This window comes from Nocardia sp. CA-151230 (assembly GCF_050942175.1).
Taxonomy (GTDB): Bacteria; Actinomycetota; Actinomycetes; order Mycobacteriales; family Mycobacteriaceae; genus Nocardia.
Map to the genome: position 1 here is coordinate 412,134 of NZ_CP192061.1, position 19,283 is coordinate 431,416.

Sequence of the window (19,283 nt, forward strand, 5' to 3'; positions counted from 1 at the left end):
GCGAGCGGTCCGGTCGCACAGCACGTCCGGCCCGGCCGGGCGGGTCGGATATTGCCGCATCGGGTCCGGGCGGGATCGTCGCCGGCCGGCCGTCAGCCTCGAGGTGCGCGATGAGTGAGCTGGTGACGACCGAGCTGCTGGAGCGGGTGCGGGAGCGGCTGGCGGAAGGGACGGCGGATCCGGATCCGGCGCGGGTGGCAGCGGCAATCCGGGCCGAGGCGGGCGGGGTGCTCGCGGACACCGATCTGTTGCGGGCCTTGCGATTGCTGCAGACCGAGATGACCGGCGCGGGCGTGCTGGAGCCGCTGCTGCACGACCCCGAGGTGGCCGATGTGCTGGTCACCGGGCCGGATTCGGTATGGGTCGATCGGGGGCGGGGCCTGCGGCGCACCTCGGTGCGGTTTCCGGACGAGGCGGCGGTGCGACGGCTGGCGCAGCGATTGGCCCTGGCGGCCGGGCGGCGGCTGGATGATGCGCAGCCGTGGGTGGACGGACGGCTGGCGGGAACCGAAGCGGCGTCGGGGGACTCCTTCGGAGTGCGATTGCACGCGGTGCTGTCGCCGATCGCGCACGGCGGCACCTGCCTGTCGCTGCGCGTGCTGCGCCCCGCCACCCTGGGGCTGGACGCGCTGGCCGCGGCCGGTGCGGTGCCGCCGGACGCGAAGCTCCTGCTGGAGCACATCATTCGTGCTCGGCTCGCCTTCCTGGTGGTCGGTGGCACCGGCGCGGGTAAGACCACACTGCTGTCGGGCCTGCTGGCCAAGGTGGCCCCGGCCGAGCGGATCATCTGCGTCGAGGACGCGGCCGAGCTCGCGCCACCGCATCCGCATGTGGTCCGTCTGGTCGCCCGCCCCGCCAATGTCGAGGGCGCGGGCCAGGTCACCGTGCGCGATCTGGTCCGCCAGGCGCTCCGTATGCGCCCGGATCGCATTGTGGTGGGGGAGGTTCGGGGCGCCGAGGTCGTCGACCTGCTGACCGCGCTCAATACCGGCCATGACGGTGGGGCGGGGACCGTGCACGCCAACTCGCCCGGCGAGGTCCCGGCCCGGCTGGAGGCGCTCGCGGCCCTGGGCGGTATGCCCGCGCCCGCCCTGCACAGTCAGCTGGCCGCCGCGATCCAGGTGATCCTGCACGTCCACCGCCGGCCCGACGGCCGTCGCGCCCTCCGCGAAATCGGCGTGGTCACCCCGGTCGACGGCCGGGTGCGGATCGCACCCGCATGGGCCGCCGGCACCCGGCCGACCCCGGGCGCCGTGCTCCTCAGGAAACTCCTGGACGAAAGGACTCCAGATGACCCCCGCGAGTGAAGACTGCCCGGGCCCGTGCGGTTGCCCTCGGCCCCGGTCGAATTCGTCGTTCCACGGTTCGATTCCGCCCAGCACTACCGACTCGGATCGGCTGTGCTGCAGCTCTTTCGGGCTGCGTGGTTCGCGGTTTCCGGGATTGCGGTTGGCGCGGCGTGATGGCTGTTGCCAGTCGAGTGTCACCGATTCGACGGGTGCCGAAGACGATCCGGGCTCGCAGCAGTCTGGAGGCGACTGATGGGATCCGGTTTCGTCCCGCACGCGCTCGCGCCGGTCTGCCTCGCGCTGGCGCTACTCGTGGTGCCTCCGCCGATCGCTCGGCGGCGCATGTCCCGGCTGTTCAAACTTCGCGAGTGCGGGCGAAAGCCGTCGCGCAGCTCGATGATTCGCGTTGCGCCGTTGTCGGCGGTGCCCCTGATGCTCCTCATCGGCCCCGGTCCGGTGGTGGCCGCTGTGCTGCTGGCGACCACCGTGCTGATTCGATGCCGCCGCACCAGGCGAGAACGGCAGCGGGACATCGAGATAGCACAACTGCTCGAGGGGTTGGAGGCGGTGATCGGGGAGCTGCGGATCGGTGCGCATCCGAGCACCGCGGCCCAAGTGGCGGCCCGTGAGACCGCGGGCGATGTGGCACGGGCCTTCGCGGTCAGCGCGGCGCGGAGCCGGTTGGGCGGGTCCGGCGCGGAGGGCCTGCGGCGTCACGGCTCGGTGGTGACGCGGGAACTGTCCCGAGTCGCCGGAGCCTGGCGGGTTGCCGAGCGGCACGGGCTCGCCCTGGCCGAACTGCTGGCCGCCGCGCGCTCGGATCTGCTGGGCCGCAAGCGCTTCCGCGACCGCACGTCCGCGGCGCTCGCCGGGGCCCGGGCGACCGCCATGGTGCTGGCCCTGCTGCCCCTGCTCGGCCTCGGCCTGGGCGAGCTGATGGGTGCGTCCCCGCTGCGTGTGCTGTTGCTGTCCTCGGCGGGCACGTTGCTGCTGCCCCTGGGGTCCGCCCTGACCTGCGCCGGTCTGCTGTGGGCCGATGCCATCACCGACAAGGTGCTGCGATGACTCCGTCCGTGGCCGCGGTCCTGGCGGCGATCGCGGTGCTCATGCTGCCAGGCAGGGCCGGTGCGGTCCGCAGGCTGCGCCGGCTGCGGTACCCGGCGCACGGTAATCCACTGCCGCAGCCGGAGTTCCGGGCCGAGCCGGATCCGCTCGGGGTCGCCTCCGCCCTCGATCTGCTGGCGGCGTGCCTGCGTTCCGGGCTGCCCACCGCCTCCGCTGCCGCGGCGGTCGCGTCCGAGGCTCCCGATCCACTGGCCTCGGCCCTGCGCCGGGTTGCCGACCTGCTGGCGCTGGGCGCGGATCCGGCCACCGCGTGGGAGCAGGCCACGGCCGGCTCCGCCGAGGAGACGGTGACGGCGCTGGCGCGGCTGGCCCGCCGCTCGGCGCGCTCGGGAACCGGATTGGCCACAGCGGTGGCCGAATTGGCGGAGCGCCGCCGGGGCGAGCTCGAGGATGTGGCCGCGGCCCGGGCCGAGCGGGCCGGGGTGCTGATCGGCGGCCCGCTGGGCCTCTGCTTCCTGCCCGCCTTCCTGTGCCTGGGAATCGTCCCGGTGGTGATCGGCCTGGCGGGCCGGGTGCTGGAAGGCGGTCTGCTGTGACCGCCGGGGGCCGCGAGGTTCACGACCGTGCCGGCGCGGATCAGCCGTGCCGGAGTGAGGGAAGGAGCGAGCATGGGAACGACCGTCCGAAACCTGATCTGGGAACTGCGGACCCGGCTGCTGCACGCCGTGACCGCCGACCACGGCATGAGCACCGCCGAATACGCGATCGGGACGATCGCGGCCGCCGCCTTCGGGGCGGTGCTCTACACCGTCGTGACCGGAGACAGCATTGTGAGCGCCCTGACCAAGATCATCGACAAGGCGCTGAAGACTCCCGTCAAGTGACGTATGCCACACCACCTCCCCATGCCGAGGCGGGCATGGCGACCGTGGAGGCGGCCATTGCGCTGGCCGCCCTCGTCGCGGTCCTGGTCCTGGGCGTCGGTGCCCTGCTGGCGGTATCGGCGCAGGTGCGTTGTGTCGATGCCGCCCGCGAGGCGGCCCGTCTCGCCGCCCGCGGTGATACCGACGTCGGCGTCTCCACCGCCCGCCGGGTCGCACCGCCCGGTGCCCGGGTCGTCGTCCGCACCGACGGTGACCTGGTCGTGGCCGAGGTGAGTGCCCGCGCCACCCTCGTTCCGGTCACTCTGCACGCGGCAGCGGTGGCGGCACGGGAACCCGGAGCATCCCGATGAGGCGCACGACTGTGGATCGGGCCGGGAGCGAGGCGGGTGGAGTAACCGTCACCGCGTGCCTGGCCCTGATCGGCCTGCTGGCCGTCGCGGTCCTGATTGCCCAGGTCGGTGTGGCGGTGGCGGCCCGGCACCGGGTGCAGGCCGCCGCGGATCTGGGTGCGCTGGCCGCGGCCGGTGCGCTGGATGGCGGCGTATCCGCCGCGTGCGGCCGGGCCGCGGACGTCGCGGGCCGGATGGGTGTGCGCCCGGCCGGATGCGTGGTGCTGGGCTGGGACGTGACGGTGACGGTCGCCGGGCGGATATCGCTGGGCCCGCTGGGGGAGCGGGACGTGCGCGCCGCGGCGCGGGCGGGCCCGTCGGACGAGCCGAGGTAGCGAGGCAATATCTCGTACCGAGCGGTTGGTTAGAAATATGATGGCGCGGGCCACATCAGTAGTCGATCAATGTCGAAATTCGATGAATGCGAGAGGCGAATAAGTTGAGTGTCGATTGCTTTCCAATTCGTTCCCGGAGACTCATTCGAATGAATGCACAGGTAAATCCGGGAGCGGCATTATCGAACGGAGCAATCTCTCAGTTAACAGGATAGCATACCTTTTTAATCGACTTGGGTCCTCGGCGTGTCGCGGCCACCCCTCAGCATCCGGATTCCGCCCGATATCAGCCAGCTGACAGGGCCGACCGGTTGGTCGTGTGGAGCTCCGGTCTCACGGCGGAAACGGCCGTGTCACAGTTCGGGAGAGCGGTCGTCATCTTCCCCGAGTTCGACCAGTACGGCCCGCAGTAGCCGGGCCGCGCCGGCCTTGTCCAGCGGGTTGTTGCCGTTGCCGCACTTGGGTGACTGCACGCAGGACGGACACCCGTGCGCGCACACGCAGGACTCGATGGCGCCCAGCGTGGCCGTCAGCCAATGCCGCAGCCGGACGAAGCCACGCTCGGCGAAGCCCGCTCCGCCCGGATGCCCGTCGTAGACGAAGACCGTGGGCAGCCCGGTGTCGGCGTGTTCGGCAGTCGACACGCCGCCGATATCCCACCGATCGCACGTCGCCACCAGCGGCAGCATGCCGATCGCGGCGTGTTCGGCCGCGTGCAGCGCGCCCGCGGTGTGCCGGGCGTCGATCCCGGCCCGGGCCAGCAGGTCCGGCGTGACCGTGTAGAAGACGGCCCGGGTGGGCAGCGTCTGCGCCGGCAGGTCCAGTGGCACCAGGTCCAGCACCTCGCCGCTGGGCAGCCGGCGCAGGTACCCGACCACCTGGCGGGTCACCAGGACCTGCGCCAAAGCCGTTGTGACCGAGCCGCATCGGCGCTCCTCGGTCACCGCCTCGATCTCCAGTGAGGTGACCACCCGCGCACTGGTGCTCCAACCAGGCGTGTCGGCACGCACCAGGGCGACGCCCTCCTCGAGGTCCAGCTCGTCGACCACATAGCTCTCGCCCTGATGCAGGTGCACCGCGCCCGGATGCAGTGTGGCCGGAGCGCGCCCGGCGTCGGTGGTGCCCAGCATGCGGCCCGACTCGACGTCCACCACCGCCACCGCCGTGCCGATGCCGCCGCGCACGTCCACCGCGTCGTGCGGATGCGCGTCGGCGGTCACGAACCAGCGCGCCGACCCGTCCCGCGCGACGCCCGCGCGCCGCCGGATCAAACCCTGTTCGGCCAGGTCGGACAGCAGTTCCCAGGCCTGGAAGGCATGCACTTCGGCATCGCTGAGCGGCTGTTCCATGGCCGCGCACAGTAGATGCGGCCCGAGCACGTACGGGTTGTGCGGGTCGGTGATGGTGGCTTCCAGGGGCCGACCGAGCAGTGCCTGCGGGTGATGCACGAGGTAGGTGTCCAGCGGGTCGTCCCGCGCGATGAGCAGCACCAGCGACCCCTGGGTGCGCCGCCCGGCGCGCCCGGCCTGCTGCCAGAACGAGGCGACCGTCCCCGGATACCCCGCCACCACAACGGCATCCAGCCCGGCGATGTCCACGCCCAGTTCCAGGGCATTCGTGGTGGCCGCGCCCAGCAGCGAGCCGTCCGAGAGCGCCGCTTCCAGCGCCCGCCGGTCCTCGGCCAGGTACCCGGCCCGATAGGCCGCCACACGCCCGGGGAGCTCGGCATCCACCTCCGCCAGCAGCCGCCGCGTGTCCATGGCGACCAGTTCGGCGCTGCGCCGCGACCGTACGAAGGTCAGCGTGCGCGCCCCCTCGACCACCAGATCCGCCATTACGGTGGCGGCCTCGGCCCCGGCCGAACGCCGCACGGCCGCACCGTTTTCCCCGGTCACGCCGCTGCCGAGCAACGGCGGCTCCCACAGCGCCACGGTCCGCGCGCCCTGCGGCGACCCGTCGTCGGTGACCGCTACACACGGCGCGCCGATCAGCTTTTCGGCGGTGGCCGCCGGATCTGCCGTGGTCGCCGAGCACAGCACGAAAACCGGATCAGCCCCGTAGCGCTCGGCTAGTCGCCGTAACCGGCGCAGCACCAGTGCCACGTGCGAGCCGAAAACCCCGCGATAGATATGACATTCATCGACCACGATGTATTTGAGCTGACGCAACAATCGCGCCCACCGCTGATGAGACCGCAGCATTCCGACGTGCAGCATGTCCGGATTGGTGAACACCCATCGCGCGTGCGCCCGCACCCACTGCCGGATTTCCGCCGGCGTATCGCCGTCATACGGCGCGGGATGAATGGTGCGCAGCGGATCTTCACTGGTCAGCTCATTGACCATGCGCAGCTGATCGGCCCCCAGCGCTTTGGTCGGCGACAGATAGAGCGCCGTGGCCCGCGGATCCTGTTGCAACGCGGTCAAAACCGGCAGCTGATACGCCAGCGATTTCCCGGACGCCGTCCCGGTCGACACCACTACGTGCCGCCCCGCCGCAGCCAATTCCGCGGCCCGGCTCTGGTGGCTCCACGGCTCCGCGACTCCGGCCGCCTGAACTGCGGCGATGACATCCGGAGATGTCCATTCGGGCCATTCCGTAATCTGCGCCGCGCGCGGCGGTAGCTCGCTGACATGGGTGAGTCGGGAGTCACCCGAAACAGGGCTTTCAAGGACACGATTCAGCAACGATCTCCCGTAGCTGATGCCGCTGTTGTCTCCGGATCGACGCATCGGATCTCCGCTATTCATCGAAGCGTCACCGCGACACGCCCAACGGGTGCGAAACGTGTGTGCGCCCGCAGCCTCACCTGCCATTTCACTGCAGAGTAGCGACCTGCCTCACACCCTGTTTGCCAGATGCTCGCTCTGTTATCCGGAAGCAAACCAACTTCAAGTACGGATTTGGGCATTATGCCCCTCACCTGCGCATTCGCAAGATCAACTTTTTTGCAAATTGTGGGTAACTCCGCTGTTGAATTCCCGGAAGACATGGTTCACTGGTTCCTGGTCGCAAGCTTCTGTGTTCGAGGGAACGGATCGAAAGTCCAAACCATCAGCAGGATCGATGTTGCGAACGGTGTACTAGGTGCTTTCCTGCAGGGGGAACAGAGTACAGCGGTCTCAACGGACCCGGTGGATGAACCCAGTTGTCCGCCGTTCCGGTATGGAAAGAGAAGGAACAGAATGGCACAGGGAACTGTGAAGTGGTTCAACGCGGAGAAGGGGTTCGGCTTCATCGCGCCCGAGGACGGCTCCGCTGACGTCTTCGTCCACTACTCCGAGATCCAGGGGTCGGGCTTCCGCACCCTCGAGGAGAACCAGAAGGTCGAGTTCGAGGTTGGTCAGGGCACCAAGGGCCCGCAGGCCACCGGTGTTCGCGCGCTCTCCTGAGCGAGCCAACCCCTCAGGTTCCGTCCCCCATCGCCCCCGGCGGTGGGGGACGACCCATATCTGGACCCATTACACTCGATCACGATCAGGGGCTACATCGTCGCCGTGCACCAGCCACGGCGTTCGAACACGGTATAAACGTTGCTGGCAGCGATATCGGACATCGCAGCCGTTTGCCCCAGCCGCGTAGAGCGCGTACACCAGCGCCGACGCGGATCGAGACGAAAGGTGTGTTCGCCGGTGGCAACACGAGACCGCGGTGCAGCGCCGAACCCCCAGGCAGCGCCCGACCAGGGCCGTTCCCTGCGTCGTCTCGTGATTGTCGAGTCGCCGACGAAGGCCAAGAAGATTGCTCCTTACCTGGGCCGCGGCTATGTCGTGGAGGCCTCGGTCGGTCATATTCGGGACCTGCCGCGGGGTGCGGCGGATGTGCCCGCCAAATACAAAGGACAGCAGTGGGCGCGGCTCGGCGTGGATGTCGATCACGATTTCGAGCCCATCTATGTGGTCAGCCCCGATAAGAAGGGGAAGGTCAGTGAGCTGAAGAGCCTGCTGGCCGATGCCGACGAGCTCTACCTCGCCACCGACCCCGACCGCGAGGGCGAGGCCATCGCCTGGCACCTGCTGGAGACACTCAAGCCCAAGGTGCCGGTGCGGCGCATGGTGTTCCACGAGATCACCGAGCCCGCCATCCAGGCCGCCGCGGCCGATACCCGTGAGCTGGACAAGGATCTGGTCGACGCGCAGGAGACGCGGCGCATCCTGGACCGGCTCTACGGCTACGAGGTCTCGCCGGTGCTGTGGAAGAAGGTCATGCCGCGACTGTCGGCGGGCCGGGTGCAGTCGGTGGCGACGCGCGTCATCGTGCAGCGCGAGCGGGAGCGCATGGCGTTCCGGTCCGCGGAGTACTGGGATATCGCGGCCAAGCTGGATGCCGGCGGGCGCAGGCAGGAGGACGGCGGGAATCCGCGGGTCTTCGGTGCGCGGTTGGTCAGTGTCGAGGGCGCTCGTGTGGCGACCGGTCGCGATTTCGGATCCGATGGGCAGCTGAAATCGCAGGGTGTCGTCGTACTCGACGCCGGATATGCGCAGCGGCTGGCGGAATCGCTGCACGGGGTGGATCTCACAGTCAGCTCGGTGGAATCCAAGCCGTACACGCGAAAGCCGTACGCGCCGTTCATGACCTCGACGCTGCAGCAGGAGGCCGCGCGCAAGCTGCGTTTCACCTCCGAGCGCACCATGCGGGTGGCGCAGCGGCTGTATGAGAACGGTTACATCACTTATATGCGTACCGACTCGACGACTTTGTCGGAGTCGGCGATTCAGGCGGCCCGGGCACAGGCCACGCAGTTGTACGGCGCGGAATACGTGAGTCCCACTCCGCGGCAGTACACCCGCAAGGTCAAGAATGCACAGGAGGCGCACGAGGCCATTCGTCCCGCCGGTGACACTTTCGCCACACCGGGACAGTTGCATGCCAAGCTCGACGGCGACGAATTCCGTTTGTACGAGCTGATCTGGCAGCGCACGGTGGCCTCGCAGATGCAGGACGCGCGCGGCACCACGCTGACGGTGCGCATTACCGGCATCGCGAACAGCGGTGAGGAGTGCGTGTTCTCGGCGTCCGGCCGGACGATCACCTTCGCGGGATTCCTCAAGGCGTATGTGGAGAGTGTCGACGAGGAGGCGGGCGGCCAGTCCGACGACGCCGAATCGCGACTGCCGGCCCTGACCGAGGGCCAGGGCGTGACGGCCATCGAGCTCGAGCCGGACGGGCACACCACCAATCCGCCCGCACGCTTCACCGAAGCCTCGCTGATCAAGGCGCTGGAAGATCTCGGCATCGGCCGTCCTTCCACCTACTCCTCGATCATCAAGACGATTCTCGACCGCGGCTATGTGTACAAGCGCGGTAGCGCGCTGGTGCCGTCGTGGGTGGCGTTCGCGGTGATCGGGCTGCTGGAGGACCACTTCGGGCGGCTGGTGGACTTCGACTTCACCGCCGCCATGGAGGACGATCTCGACGCCATCGCAGGTGGCCGCGAGCAGCGCGGAAACTGGTTGTCCTCCTTCTATTTCGGTGGCGATCACGGTGCCGAGGGTTCGGTGGCGCGGTCGGGCGGCCTGAAAAGGATGGTGGGCGAACGACTCGACGGCATCGACGCGCGAGAAGTCAACTCCATCAAGCTTTTCACCGATGACGAGGGTCGCGATGTAGTGGTCCGGGTCGGCAAGTTCGGGCCGTACCTGGAGCGCATGGTCGTCAATCCTGATGACCCGGACGGGAATCCGGTGTCGCAGCGGGCCAACCTGCCCGATGATCTGCCGCCGGACGAGCTGTCGCCCGAGGTTGCGGAGAAGCTGTTCGCGACTCCGCAGGAAGGTCGCTCGCTGGGCACCGATCCGGAGACCGGGCGCGAAATCGTCGCCAAGGAAGGACGTTTCGGCCCGTACGTCACCGAGATCCTGCCGGAACCGGCCGAGGATCTGGACACCACGGCGAAGAAGGCCACCAAGAAGGCGGCCGACAAGCCGAAGCCGCGCACCGGGTCGCTGTTCAAGTCCATGAGTGTGGAGTCGGTGACCCTGGACGACGCGCTCAAGCTGCTGTCGCTGCCGCGCGTGGTGGGTGTGGACCCGGCCTCCGGGGACGAGATCACCGCGCAGAACGGACGGTACGGGCCGTACCTGAAGAAGGGCACGGACTCGCGCTCGCTCACCGGTGAGGACCAGATCTTCACGGTCACGCTGGAGGACGCGCTCAAGATCTACGCCGAGCCCAAGCGGCGGGGCGGGCAGTCGGCCAGTGCACCGCCACTGCGCGAGCTGGGTGTGGACCCGGTGTCGGAGAAGCCGATGGTGATCAAGGACGGGCGGTTCGGCCCGTATGTCACCGACGGTGAGACCAATGCCAGCCTGCGCAAGGGCGACGAGGTCGAATCCATCACCGACGCACGGGCTTCGGAGCTGCTGGCGGACCGGCGGGCGCGCGGGCCGGTGAAGAAGGCCGCGAAGAAGACCGCCAAGAAGGCGGCCGCGAAGAAGACCGCGGTGGCCAAGACCGTGGTCAAGAAGGCCGCGGCGAAGAAGGCGGCGGCCAAGACGGCCGACGGCGTCACCACCAAGAAGGCAGCGGCAGCCAAGAAGACCCCGGCCAAGAAGGCGGCGGCGAAGAAGACCGCGGCCTCGCAGTCCTGACCTGATCGAAGCGCCCCCGTCGCGACGGGGGCGCTTTGCTTTTCGGCCGGTGTTTCTGTCGGTGGCCTGCCGTAGCGTGTAATCCGGAACACGCACCAGCGGAAGGGTATTCGATGACCGTCGACCACGAGCGTGAAGAACTGATCAAGATCCTGGACAGCCAGCGCGAGCTGTTCCGGATCACCGTCCGCGGCATCGACGACGAGCAGGCGCGCCAGCGCACCACGGTCAGTGAACTCACCCTCGGCGGTCTGCTCAGCCACGCGGTGAATATCGAGCGGCACTGGACCACCATCCTCGTCGAGCGCGACCCGAACTCCGAATTCGATGTCTCCCGAATGGATTCCGAGTATCGGCTGGACCCGGAGCAGACGGTCGCCGGCCTGCTGGCCGAGTGGGAGGTGGTGGCCGAGCACACCGGCAAGCTGATCCGCGAGCTACCCAACCTCGACGATTCGGTGCCAACGCCGACCGCGCCCTGGGCGCCGGAGCGGGAATGGCTCACCGTGCGCTACATCCTGCTGCACATCTTCCGGGAGATCGCGCACCACTCCGGGCACGCGGACATCATCCGCGAGGCCCTGGACGGCGCGAACACGACGTATCAGCGCGCGAACTGACTCCCGGCCGGGCTGTCGGGGGTGGCGGCTAAGGTGGTCGGCGTGGCGGGTGTCTTCGATCGGCTGGTCGGCCAGGGTGCGGTCGAGTCCGAGTTGACGGCTGCGGCGGTGGCGGCGCGGGGTGGGGCCGGATCGTCGTCGGCCATGACGCATTCGTGGTTGTTCACCGGGCCGCCCGGATCGGGGCGGTCGGTGGCGGCGCTGTGCTTCGCGGCGGCGCTGCAGTGCACGGACGAGGGGACGCCCGGGTGCGGGCGGTGCCACGCGTGCACGACCACCATGGCCGGGACACACGGCGATGTGCGGCGGGTGGTACCGGAGGGTTTGAGCATCGGCACCAAGGAGATGCGCGAGATCGTGCAGGTGGCGTCCCGGCGGCCGAGCACCGGGCGCTGGCAGGTGGTCGTGGTCGAGGACGCCGATCGATTGACCGAGGCGGCAGGCAATGTGCTGCTCAAGGTGGTGGAGGAGCCGCCGGAGCGCACGGTGTTCCTGCTGTGCGCGCCGTCGGTGGATCCCGAGGACATTTCGGTGACGCTGCGATCCCGGTGCAGGCACGTGCATTTGGCGACGCCGTCGGTGGATTCGATCGCGCGCGTGCTGCACGAGCGGGACGGGCTGGATCAGAAGACCGCCGGCTGGGCGGCCTCGATCAGCGGTGGGCATGTCGGGCGTGCCCGGCGGCTGGCCACCGACGACCAGGCCCGAGCCCGGCGCAAACGAGCCCTGGCGCTGGTCACGGCGACCGCCCGGCCCGCGGCGGCGTATGCGGCCGCCGACGAACTGGTGAAGTCGGCCGATGACGAGGCCAAGCAGGTCAGTGCCGAGCGGGACGGGAAGGAACGCGACGAACTGGCCACCGCGCTGGGCGCGGGCGGCACCGGTAAGGGCACCGCCTCGGCCACCCGCGGCTCCGCCGGTGCGCTCAAGGATCTGGAGAAACGCCAGAAGTCGCGGGCCACCCGCACCGGGCGCGACGCCCTGGACCGGGCCCTGATCGATGTCGCGGGTCTGTACCGGGACGCGCTCGCGGTCCGATTCGGCGCGGCCGCCGCGGATTCCTCCTCCGGCGTGACCCTCACCCACCCGGACATGGCCGACCAGATCCGCGAACTCGCGACCGATGTCCGCCCCGAGGGTCTGCTGCTCTCGATCCAGGCGGTGCTCGATTGCCGCGAGGCCCTCGAGACCAATGTGAAGCCGCGCTTCGCCCTCGCCGCCATGGCCGCGGCCCTGATCGCGGCCCGTTCCGCCTGACCACACCGTGTCCCCGATCGCCGCGAGCTCCCGTTTTCGCGATTCGGGCCCGAGACGATAGACTCGCACCGCCGGAAGGCACGCCGCCTTAGCTCAGTCGGTAGAGCGCTTCACTCGTAATGAAAAGGTCGGGGGTTCGATTCCCCCAGGCGGCTCCAAACAAGCAGGTGGAGAGCGATTCCCGCTCTCCACCTGCTGTTGTTTCGGGATCTGAAGCCTTGTGCCCGCGGCATCGGTGAACCGCTCGGATCGAAATCGTCTGCCGGACATGTGAACTCATTGCATGCATGCGGTCTTGCCCTGTGCGATCGTGGCGCGCCGACCGTGGAACCCGGCGGTCGGTCGCGAAACACCGATCCAAACCCGGTCTGGTCGACGCGTCAGCTCCACGAAAGTCCAGGTCAACTCGCTGGCAGCGCACGTCGTTGCGCTGCGGAGGTCGCCTGGTGATCAACCATCCACGGATATTGACAGTATCTCCCGCTCAATGTCAGTCTGAGGAAAACGCGATCATGATTCGTTGCGAACAAATCATTCGGTGAACCCGATGTAAGAGAAGTTCCCTGAATCGACTCGGAACTCTACGGTCAGTCTGTTCAGCAGTGCCCGATTGCGAGTCGGCGGAGGGCTCGTATGGATCTGAACACCGTCGTCGACGTCATCCGCCCGCCTGCCGGCCGGCCGGGGGCGGACTGGCACACCGGAGACGCGTGGCTGGCCGGTGGCACATGGCTGTTCTCCGAGCCGCAGCCGAACGTCCACAGGCTGCTCGACCTCACCGAACTGGGCTGGCCCCACCTGGTGGCCGACGGCGAGGGCCTCGAGATCGGGGCGACGTGCACGATCACGGAGCTGCACGAGTTCGTACCGCCGGGCGGCTGGCCCGCCGGCAGTCTGCTGCACACCAGCTGCGAGGCCTTCCTGGCGTCGTTCAAGGTATGGAATGCCGCGACGGTGGGCGGCAATATCTGCATGTCCCTGCCGGCCGGACCGATGATCACCCTGACCGTGGCGCTCGAGGCGACCTATCGCGTGTGGGCCGTGGACGGAACCGAGAGAACGATCGCGGCGAAGGATTTCGTCCTCGGCAACCATCGAAATGCGCTGTGGCCCGGGGAAATCCTGCGTAGCGTGCACATTCCCGGTGACGCTCTGCGCAAGCGCTGGGCGCACCGGCGATTCACGCTGACCAAGCTCGGTCGATCCACGATATTCATGGTTGCGACCCAGACGCCTGGCACCCGTGATCTGTTGCTCACCATCACGGCGGGTACCACGCACCCGGTTGTGCTGCGGTTCGACACCGTGCCCGGCGCCGATACCCTGCGGGACCACATCGATGCGATACATGCCGATGTATGGTTCGCCGACCCCAACGGCACACCGGGCCACCGTAAGCATCTGGCGAAGCACTACGCCGAGGAAATCCGGGTCGAACTTGGCGGCCTGCGGTGAAACTCGGGGGCTTGCGATGAGCTATACCGTGAACGGGAAGACGTTCTCCCAAGAGCCGCAGCCCGGTCAGTGCCTGCGGACCTTTCTGCGTCACCTGGGCTGGTTCGGGGTGAAAAAGGGGTGCGACGCCGGTGACTGCGGTGCATGCACGGTCTGGCTCGACGGTCGTCCGGTGCACAGTTGCCTCACGCCGGCGTTCCGTGCCGACGGGCATGAGGTCACGACAATCGAGGGGCTCGGTTCACCCGAGGACATGCACCCGATGCAGCGGCAGTTTCTCGAGGCGCCGGGATTCCAGTGCGGCTTCTGCACAGCGGGCATGATCATGACGGCATCCGCCCTGACCGACGAACAAAAGCAGGACCTGGCGCACGCGTTGAAGGGAAACCTGTGCCGCTGCACCGGCTATCGGGCAATCGAAGACGCGGTCAACGGCGTGGCTGCCATCGAAGTCGCCGCACCGGGCCGAGCGATCGGTACGAGTGTCGGTACGCCGGACGGGGCCGATGTGGTGACCGGGCGCGCCGAGTACACAATGGACACCGAGCTGCCCGGCATGCTCCACCTGAAGGTGCTGCACTCACCCCATGCCCATGCGCGCATTGTCTCCATCGACAAGTCCGCAGCGCTGGCCGTGCCCGGAGTGCACCGCGTGTACACGTGGGAAGACGTGCCCCGGAGGCTGTTCTCCACCGCGATCCACACAGATCATCTCGTCGACCCCGACGACACCTACATCCTGGACAATGTGGTGCGCTTCGTCGGTCAACGGGTGGTCGCGGTGCTGGCCGAATCGATCGGCGCCGCGGAAGAGGGTTGTCGCAAGGTCGCCGTCGAGTACGAGGTGCTGCCGGCGGTATTCGATCCCGAGCAGGCGATGCAATCCGGTGCGCCGCAGCTGCACGGATCCCACGACCCGTTCGTGCACGACCCGGTGCACAACATCCTCGTCGAGTTGCACGGCGAAATCGGTGATGTCGCACAGGGATTCGCCGAAGCCGACGTCGTTCACGAAGGTACGTACGTCTCACCGCGGGTGCAACACGCCCATCTGGAGACGCACGGATCGATCGCCTGGATGGAGGCGGGCCGGCTGCATGTGCGGACCAGTTCGCAATCGCCGTGGATCGCCAAGGGGAAGCTGGCCCACCTGTTCGACCTGCGTCCCGATCAGATTCGGGTGTTCTGCAAGCGCGTCGGCGGCGCCTTCGGCGGTAAGCAGGAAGTGATCAGCGAAGATCTGGTGGCGCTGGCAACGCTGGACACCGGCCGGCCGACTTGTCTGGAATACACACGCGAGGAGGAGTTCACCACTGCCTCACCGCGACATCCGATGAAGATCACGGTGAAGCTGGGGGCGCGGTCCGACGGAACACTGACTGCTTTCGAGTTCCGCAATGTCTCCAATACCGGTGCCTACGGCAACCACGCCGGCGAGACGTTGTTCGCCGGAGGCGGCGCGATCGCGATGTACCGCTGTCCCAACAAGAAATTCGACGGCTACTCGGTCTACACCAACACCGTGCCCAGTGGCGCACTGCGCGGCTACGGCATGACTCAGCCGGTCTTCGCGGTGGAGTCGGCGATGCACGAGCTGGCCGTCGCCCTCGGCATGGATCCACTGGAGCTGCGCCGCCGCAACATCGTTCGGCCCGGTGACGCGTTGCTGTCGATCGAGGACGAGGCCAACGATGTGGCGTTCACGGAGGACGGGCTGGCCGCGTGCATCGACCGGGTCGACGCCGCGCTGCGTGCCCACCCTGACGGGCAGGCGCTGGGGGAGGACTGGCAGATCGGCACCGGCACAGCCACATCGATGCACGAAACCGCACCGCCGACCGAACATGTCTCGGTCGGGCTGGCCACCCTGGGCGCCGACGGCATCTATGAGATCGCCGTGGGCACTGTGGAATTCGGTGAGGGGACACCGACGGCGCACGTTCAGATCGCCGCGGCCGAACTGGGCACCACTCCGGCACGGATCCGGCTCGTCCAGGCCGACACCGACCACACCGGTTTCGACACCGGAGCATTCGCGAGCGCGGGGCTGTTCGTCGCCGGCAATGCGGTGCAGCGGACGGCCGCGGCGTTGCGCGACCGGATTGTGCGCTTCGCCGCCACGCATACCGGGGTGGACTCGGTCTCGTGCGCCATGGATGACGATGCCGTGCGCTGTGGCGACACCCGCGTCGCATTGACCGAATTGGCGGCGGCCGCCCGCCGCCGGGGTACGCGGTTGACCGAATCGCGCAAGGCGTACGGCTCGCCGCGCAGCCTCGCCTACAACACGCAGGCCTTCCGAGTCGCGGTGCATCGCGTGACCGGCGAGATCCGCATCCTCTACAGCGTGCAGGCCACCGACGCCGGGGTGGTCATCAATCCCGCACAGGTGCGCGGGCAGATCGAAGGCGGTGTGGCCCAAGGCCTCGGCTTCGTGCTGACCGAGAACTATCTCGTCGACGGAAACGGCGTCATGACCAATCCGACGCTGCGCAACTACCGCATACCCACCTACTCCGACGTTCCGCGCACCGAGGTGATCCTGGTCGGCTCGACCGACTCGGTGGGGCCGCTGCGGTCCAAGGGGATTGCCGAGTGCTGCATCAACCCGGTCGCGCCGGCACTGGCGAACGCGGTGTATGACGCGACCGGTGTCCGATATCGCGAACTGCCGCTCACTCCCGACCGAATCTTCAGGTCCCTGCGGCCGGTCCGGGCGACCTCGACCGGCTGAGTGCCGGAGACATCGATGACCCGCGAGCAGTCGGCCATCAACGCCGCCACCGTCATCATCGGCGAAACGGTCCGTCCCGGCTGCGAAAAAGCCTTCCTGTCCTGGCAACACGGGCTGAACAGCATGGCGTCGAGCTATCCGGGATTCATCGCTGCCGAGGTCAACCCGCCGACAGCCGTGCAGCCGCAATGGTCGGTGATCTACCGCTTCGACTCGATCCCGAATCTGCGCGCGTGGATCAACAGCGCCACGCGTCAGGACCGGCTCGCCGAAGGCCGGAGCTACCTCGAGGGCGCACCCACGCAGCAGATCGTGACGGGCGGTGCCGCGCCGCCCGACACCCTCGTCACGGCCGTGGTGACCCATCGGGTCCCGCCCGAGCACATCGACGAGTTCCTGGCCTGGCAGGAGCGACTGCGGTTGGCGGAGAACAAGTTTCCGGGTTTCCGGGGTGCCGAGATCTTCCGGCCGATCGAGGGCGTGCAGGACGAGTGGACCATGCTCTACCGCTACGACACCGCCGCTGACCTGGACGGGTGGCTGACCTCGGCCGAGCGCCGGCAGCTGCTCGACGAAGGGAAGCGGTTCAGCGACTTTCGATTGCGCACGATCGACAACTCGTTCGGCAGCTGGTTCGAGTTCGACGAGCAGGGGGGCCGGGCGCGGACGCCGTCGCGGACCAAGACGTCGATCGCGGTGTGGGTCGGCCTGTATCCGACGGTCGTGCTGCTCACCTTGGCGCTGGCGTCGGCGCGGCTCCCGATGTGGCTGGGCATGCTGATCGGAAACCTGTTGTCCAGCTTCGTCATGACCTTCGTGACGATGCCGTTCTATGTGAATCCGTTGCTCGAACGGTGGCTGCACCCGGACCCCGATGCGCCGAGCACGGCGACCAATGTGCGGGGCGCCCTGTTGATCGCCGCGGTGATGGTGTTCTGGGCGGCCGTGTTCTGGCTGGTGACCGTCGTGTTCTGGAAATTGCCGTGAGAAGGAGGAGTGATCGTTATGGCCGAATCCAATGGCCACACAGTCCCGGAATTCATGCGCCCGGTCGTTGCCGACGAGCCGCCCGCGAGTGCGCGCACCGTCGCCGAGCACGCGGTCCTCGCGCTCAACGAGTCGATGTTGCAGCTCTACGAGACATCCCTGGTGAAATTCAAGCAGAACATGCGAGACCAGGTGCCCATCATCCTGGCGCTGTTCACCGGCGAAGGCGGGCAGATGATCCTCTACCGGCCCGGCCGGGAGCCCGAATACGCGCCGCCGGTGCCGATCGTGTACCAGCTGGCCAAGTCGGTGGGTCACAGCACCATGGCCATCTACGAGATCGTCTCTCCGTACCTGTTCGATGCCTACGCGAATCAGCTGTGGCGGGCCCCGCTCGAGATGTACCGGGCGCAGCATCGGACGGCCCTCGAAGGCCTTGCCGCCCTGGATATCTCCGAGGACGACCGCTCCCTCCTCCGCGAGATTCTGCAGCGCAATCTGACCTTCATGGACGAGTGCCTCGCGCAGGGCGGTTACAGCTACGACGAAGTCGAGAAGTACATCCGCGGCGTCGTACCGCGTTCGGCCAAGTCGATCGGCATCGGCTCGGGCGCCCAGGTGGGCCACTGGATGAAGGTCATCGAAGGGTGGAAGGAGCAACTCGGCACGGACTGGGAGCGCACCTACGCAGTCAGCAACTCGCTGTACATCGCACGTCAGAACAACATCCTGTACAGCATTCTCGTCCAGTTCATGGGCACCGAGACGATGGGCGATCGGTTGCTGCTCGTCGAGACGCCGGAATTCGAGACCACACCCGAGAAGATGCTCGACGTGCTCGGCCGCATCGTCGCCGACCGTTCGCTCGGCATGGTCTTCTTCCGTGACTACTTCCTCATGGACGTCGAACTGCTCGGTGGCGGCGGCCGGGCGGCCATCGAGCGGGAGATGGCCGAACGGGGCAAGAAGGCGTTGCTGCCGACCCTGGCGCCGTTCCATTCCAACGATTGGCCGTGGAAGACGGACCCGGCCAAGGGAACCGGCCCGGCGCGGATGGAAGACGTCGCCGCGGGCGCGGTAATCCGCCCGGAATCGGTCGGCTGATGACGGATTCGACGATGGATTTCGTGCAGCGCACCATCGAGATCGCTCGTACCAGCGTCACCGAGGGCGGGCTGCCGTTCGGCACCGTCGTCGTCAAGGACGGCGAAATCCTCGCCGAAGGCAGGAATTGCGTCGCTGCGACTCACGACCCGACCGACCACGCGGAGATTCGCGCCATCCGCGAGGCGTGCCGGAAGCTGGGCACGGAGTACCTGACCGGATGCACGGTGTATGCCATCGCCCATCCGTGCCCGATGTGCCTGGCCGCGCTGTATCACTGCGCGCCCGATCAGGTCGTCTTTCTGGCCACCCGCGAGGACTGCGCGCCGTATATGGCCGGTGGAAGCGACAAGTACTTCGAACCCAGCACTTTCTATGGTGAAATCGCCAAGCCCTGGGACCAGCGGCGTCTGCCCATGCGCTACCAGCCGCGCGACGATGCCATCGCGGTATACCAGCTCTTCCGGGAACGCAACGGCGGCGATCAACCGTCATGACGGCGGCGGGCGGCTGGACCCGATGATCTCCGCCGGGCGGCTCGAAGGAAAAGGTGAGGACCGTTGTCGGTCCTCAC

16 protein-coding genes and 1 tRNA gene are annotated in these 19,283 nt (G+C 67.9%); 16 read left to right on the forward strand and 1 reads right to left on the reverse strand.

From position 1 onward, the window contains the following. Positions 1 to 110 precede the first annotated feature (110 nt). The 6 genes from ACQP1O_RS01785 (at position 111) to ACQP1O_RS01810 (ending at position 3,962) form a co-directional block, all read left to right on the forward strand. Positions 111 to 1,307 (forward strand): TadA family conjugal transfer-associated ATPase, encoded by a 1,197-nt coding sequence (locus ACQP1O_RS01785; protein WP_433564194.1) that lies wholly within the window; start codon positions 111 to 113, stop codon positions 1,305 to 1,307. Positions 1,308 to 1,541: 234 nt separating this feature from the next. Continuing rightward, positions 1,542 to 2,354, forward strand: coding sequence for a type II secretion system F family protein (locus ACQP1O_RS01790; protein ID WP_433564195.1), 813 nt, complete (start codon positions 1,542 to 1,544; stop codon positions 2,352 to 2,354). After that, on the forward strand, positions 2,351 to 2,950 hold the full coding sequence (locus tag ACQP1O_RS01795) for a type II secretion system F family protein (RefSeq protein WP_433564196.1): 600 nt from the start codon (positions 2,351 to 2,353) through the stop codon (positions 2,948 to 2,950). The genes ACQP1O_RS01790 and ACQP1O_RS01795 overlap by 4 nt, the downstream gene beginning before the upstream one ends. Before the next feature lie 72 nt (positions 2,951 to 3,022). Further along, on the forward strand, positions 3,023 to 3,238 hold the full coding sequence (locus ACQP1O_RS01800) for a DUF4244 domain-containing protein (RefSeq protein WP_433564197.1): 216 nt from the start codon (positions 3,023 to 3,025) through the stop codon (positions 3,236 to 3,238). Between the two features lie 35 nt (positions 3,239 to 3,273). Continuing rightward, entirely contained in the window at positions 3,274 to 3,588 is a 315-nt protein-coding gene (locus ACQP1O_RS01805; RefSeq protein WP_433567547.1) for a TadE family type IV pilus minor pilin, read from the forward strand. Further along, a complete protein-coding gene (locus tag ACQP1O_RS01810; RefSeq protein WP_433564198.1) occupies positions 3,585 to 3,962 on the forward strand; it encodes an Rv3654c family TadE-like protein in 378 nt (125 codons plus the stop codon). The genes ACQP1O_RS01805 and ACQP1O_RS01810 overlap by 4 nt, the downstream gene beginning before the upstream one ends. Before the next feature lie 353 nt (positions 3,963 to 4,315). Here the strand turns inward: ACQP1O_RS01810 and ACQP1O_RS01815 are convergent, their stop codons facing one another. Continuing rightward, the gene (locus ACQP1O_RS01815) at positions 4,316 to 6,712 is read right to left on the reverse strand and encodes a DEAD/DEAH box helicase (RefSeq protein ID WP_433564199.1); all 2,397 of its coding nucleotides are present in this window, start codon (positions 6,710 to 6,712) and stop codon (positions 4,316 to 4,318) included. A 435-nt stretch (positions 6,713 to 7,147) separates the two neighbouring features. Here ACQP1O_RS01815 and ACQP1O_RS01820 point away from each other — a divergent pair, with 435 nt between their 5' ends. The 10 genes from ACQP1O_RS01820 to ACQP1O_RS01865 all read left to right on the forward strand — a co-directional run bounded on the left by ACQP1O_RS01820 (position 7,148) and on the right by ACQP1O_RS01865 (position 19,206). Next, the gene (locus tag ACQP1O_RS01820) at positions 7,148 to 7,354 is read left to right on the forward strand and encodes a cold-shock protein (protein ID WP_011206895.1); all 207 of its coding nucleotides are present in this window, start codon (positions 7,148 to 7,150) and stop codon (positions 7,352 to 7,354) included. Positions 7,355 to 7,669: 315 nt separating this feature from the next. Further along, a complete protein-coding gene (topA, locus tag ACQP1O_RS01825; RefSeq protein WP_433567548.1) occupies positions 7,670 to 10,552 on the forward strand; it encodes a type I DNA topoisomerase in 2,883 nt (960 codons plus the stop codon). Positions 10,553 to 10,665: 113 nt separating this feature from the next. Then, positions 10,666 to 11,172, forward strand: coding sequence for a DinB family protein (locus ACQP1O_RS01830; RefSeq protein ID WP_433564200.1), 507 nt, complete (start codon positions 10,666 to 10,668; stop codon positions 11,170 to 11,172). Between the two features lie 42 nt (positions 11,173 to 11,214). Further along, positions 11,215 to 12,429 carry a DNA polymerase III subunit delta' gene (locus ACQP1O_RS01835; protein WP_433564201.1) on the forward strand — a complete coding sequence of 405 codons (1,215 nt, stop codon included), beginning with the start codon at positions 11,215 to 11,217 and terminating at the stop codon, positions 12,427 to 12,429. Between the two features lie 82 nt (positions 12,430 to 12,511). Then, positions 12,512 to 12,587: transfer RNA gene (locus ACQP1O_RS01840), tRNA-Thr, on the forward strand. A gap of 475 nt (positions 12,588 to 13,062) precedes the next feature. Next, positions 13,063 to 13,884: an FAD binding domain-containing protein gene (locus tag ACQP1O_RS01845; RefSeq protein ID WP_433564202.1), complete on the forward strand. Its 822-nt coding sequence runs from the start codon at positions 13,063 to 13,065 to the stop codon at positions 13,882 to 13,884. A gap of 16 nt (positions 13,885 to 13,900) precedes the next feature. Continuing rightward, the gene (locus tag ACQP1O_RS01850; protein WP_433567549.1) at positions 13,901 to 16,618 is read left to right on the forward strand and encodes a molybdopterin-dependent oxidoreductase; all 2,718 of its coding nucleotides are present in this window, start codon (positions 13,901 to 13,903) and stop codon (positions 16,616 to 16,618) included. Between the two features lie 15 nt (positions 16,619 to 16,633). Next, positions 16,634 to 17,605: an antibiotic biosynthesis monooxygenase gene (locus ACQP1O_RS01855; protein ID WP_433564203.1), complete on the forward strand. Its 972-nt coding sequence runs from the start codon at positions 16,634 to 16,636 to the stop codon at positions 17,603 to 17,605. Between the two features lie 18 nt (positions 17,606 to 17,623). Next, positions 17,624 to 18,709, forward strand: coding sequence for a hypothetical protein (locus ACQP1O_RS01860; protein WP_433564204.1), 1,086 nt, complete (start codon positions 17,624 to 17,626; stop codon positions 18,707 to 18,709). A gap of 14 nt (positions 18,710 to 18,723) precedes the next feature. Then, a complete protein-coding gene (locus tag ACQP1O_RS01865) occupies positions 18,724 to 19,206 on the forward strand; it encodes a nucleoside deaminase (RefSeq protein ID WP_433567550.1) in 483 nt (160 codons plus the stop codon). The last annotated feature ends 77 nt before the right edge of the window (positions 19,207 to 19,283 follow it).